The following is a 2642-nucleotide window of genomic DNA, read 5'->3' on the forward strand; positions in this document are numbered from 1 at the left end:
TGGGTTAGTATTAGCGTCCTTCACTTTCAGCTTGATTTAAGCGTTAATCTTCTTTGCCTTGAGGCACTCCAATTACGGGTTAGAACGCCTCGAAAGGCTCCCCGGTTACTTGCGCGTTTATCCCAGTGACGACAAAACCCCACAGCCTAGGGCTGCGGGGTTGGGATGCTTGTTCAGTTAGACCTTTTCGACCTGACTGAACTCCAACTCTACCGGGGTAGAGCGACCGAAAATAAGCACTGCCACCTGGACACGGCTCTTTTCGTAGTTAACTTCTTCGACGGTGCCGTTAAAGTCAGCGAACGGACCGTCAGTAACACGAACCACTTCACCCGGCTCAAACAGAGTCTTCGGCTTCGGCTTATCACTACCATCGGCCACACGACGCAGAATGGCTTCCGCCTCTTTGTCGGTGATTGGCGCAGGCTTGTCGGCAGTACCGCCGATGAAGCCCATCACCCGAGGAGTATCCTTGACCAAGTGCCAAGTACCCTCGTTCATATCCATCTGTACCAGCACATAGCCTGGGAAGAACTTGCGTTCGCTTTTGCGCTTCTGGCCATTACGCATTTCAACCACTTCTTCAGTGGGAACCAGAATTTCGCCGAAGCCATCTTCCATGCCAGCCAGCTTAACGCGCTCAATCAGCGAGCGCATGACATGCTTCTCGTAACCCGAGTAAGCATGCACAACGTACCAACGCTTAGCCACGGGACACCCTTAGCCGACAATCAAGGAAACAAGCCAGCCGAGCAGGGAATCAACACCCCACAACAGCAACGCCATAACGATAACCACAGCAACAACGATCAACGTAGTCTGCGTGGTTTCCTGGCGAGTTGGCCATACGACTTTACGAATCTCGGTGCGCGCTTCCTTAACCAGTACAAAGAACGACTTGCCCTTTGCAGTCTGCAGGCCTACAAAGGCAGCTACAGCAGCAATGACGAGCAAAGCGAGTACACGGTACAGGATCGGCGAAGCAGCGTAATACTGATTGCCAACAACGCCAACAACCACCAAAGCAACTACTACAAGCCACTTGAGCAGATCGAAGCGAGAGCCTTGAGCTTCAGCCTTAGGAGTCATCTATGAAGATCCTGTGAAAAGAAAGCCAGACACACCGAGTGAATCTGGCAGGTCAGGAGGGAATCGAACCCCCAACCTACGGTTTTGGAGACCGTCGCTCTGCCAATTGAGCTACTGACCTAAAACAAAATCAGGCCGACCATTATGCCGGCCCGAAAAATACATTACAACCGCTTATTCGATGATTTTGGCTACGACGCCAGCGCCGACGGTACGACCGCCTTCACGGATAGCGAAACGCAGACCGTCTTCCATCGCGATGGTTTTGATCAGGGTAACAGTCATCTGAATGTTGTCACCTGGCATTACCATTTCAACGCCTTCTGGCAGCTCGCAGTTACCAGTCACGTCAGTAGTACGGAAGTAGAACTGTGGACGGTAGCCTTTGAAGAACGGAGTGTGACGGCCGCCTTCTTCCTTGCTCAGAACATAAACTTCTGCAGTGAACTTGGTGTGCGGCTTAACCGAACCTGGCTTGACCAGAACCTGACCACGCTCAACGTCGTCACGCTTGGTACCACGCAGCAGAACGCCGCAGTTCTCGCCAGCACGACCTTCGTCGAGCAGCTTGCGGAACATCTCAACACCGGTGCAGGTGGTGGTGGTGGTGTCACGCAGACCAACGATTTCCAGAGCATCTTGAACGCGAACGATACCGCGCTCGATACGACCAGTCACAACAGTACCGCGACCCGAGATCGAGAATACGTCTTCGATTGGCATCAGGAATGGCTTGTCGATCATACGAACTGGCTCTGGGATGTAGCTGTCCAGAGTTTCAACCAGTTTCTTGACGGCAGTGGTACCCATCTCGTTGTCGTCTTTGCCTTCCAGCGCCATACGAGCCGAACCGATGATGATTGGAGTGTCATCGCCCGGGAAGTCGTAGGTGGACAGCAGGTCGCGAACTTCCATCTCAACCAGTTCCAGCAGCTCAGCGTCGTCTACCAGGTCAGCCTTATTCAGGAAAACCACGATGTACGGAACGCCTACCTGACGGGACAACAGGATGTGCTCACGGGTTTGTGGCATCGGACCATCAGCGGCCGAGCAAACCAGAATAGCGCCGTCCATTTGAGCAGCACCGGTGATCATATTCTTCACATAGTCAGCGTGACCTGGGCAGTCAACGTGAGCGTAGTGACGGATCAGCGAGTTGTACTCAACGTGTGCGGTGTTGATGGTGATACCGCGAGCTTTTTCTTCTGGAGCGCTGTCGATCTTGTCGAATTCAACTACGGCCGAACCGAAAACTTCGGAGCAGACGCGAGTCAGAGCAGCGGTCAGAGTGGTTTTACCGTGGTCAACGTGACCAATGGTCCCTACGTTGACGTGGGGCAGGGAACGATCAAATTTTTCCTTAGCCATCGATAACACCCTCAACAGAAGAATTAGACGAACGATATCTACCATTAAAACAAAGGCAGATATTTTCATATCTGCCTTGTCATATGGAGCTCTTGAGCGGATTTGAACCGCTGACCTCACCCTTACCAAGGGTGTGCTCTACCAACTGAGCTACAAGAGCGTAACACTTTGCACAACCTGCAAAC

The 2642-nt window shown here is 52.5% G+C and carries 3 protein-coding genes and 2 tRNA genes; all 5 read right to left on the reverse strand.

Translation table 11 applies throughout. From position 1 onward, the window contains the following. Window positions 1-177 precede the first annotated feature (177 nt). Window positions 178-711 carry a transcription termination/antitermination protein NusG gene (gene nusG / locus ACIP8I_RS26820; RefSeq protein WP_025113545.1) on the reverse strand — a complete coding sequence of 178 codons (534 nt, stop codon included), beginning with the start codon at window positions 709-711 and terminating at the stop codon, window positions 178-180. Window positions 712-720: 9 nt separating this feature from the next. Continuing rightward, window positions 721-1089, reverse strand: a complete 369-nt coding sequence (secE, locus tag ACIP8I_RS26825) for a preprotein translocase subunit SecE (RefSeq protein WP_007962231.1) — start codon at window positions 1087-1089, stop codon at window positions 721-723. Window positions 1090-1134: 45 nt separating this feature from the next. After that, a tRNA-Trp gene (locus ACIP8I_RS26830) sits at window positions 1135-1210 on the reverse strand. A 53-nt stretch (window positions 1211-1263) separates the two neighbouring features. After that, entirely contained in the window at window positions 1264-2457 is a 1194-nt protein-coding gene (gene tuf / locus ACIP8I_RS26835) for an elongation factor Tu (protein WP_024164425.1), read from the reverse strand. An 84-nt stretch (window positions 2458-2541) separates the two neighbouring features. Beyond that, window positions 2542-2617, reverse strand: a tRNA-Thr gene (locus tag ACIP8I_RS26840). Between the last annotated feature and the right edge of the window lie 25 nt (window positions 2618-2642).

It is taken from the genome of Pseudomonas sp. NPDC088414 (genome assembly GCF_044753325.1).
Taxonomy (GTDB): domain Bacteria; phylum Pseudomonadota; class Gammaproteobacteria; order Pseudomonadales; family Pseudomonadaceae; genus Aquipseudomonas.

Bases quoted from the DNA above. Each gene is read 5' to 3' on its own strand.
- secE (WP_007962231.1), bottom strand. From the start codon at position 1,089: ATGACTCCTAAGGCTGAAGCTCAAGGCTCTCGCTTCGATCTGCTCAAG.
- tuf (WP_024164425.1), bottom strand. From the start codon at position 2,457: ATGGCTAAGGAAAAATTTGATCGTTCCCTGCCCCACGTCAACGTAGGG.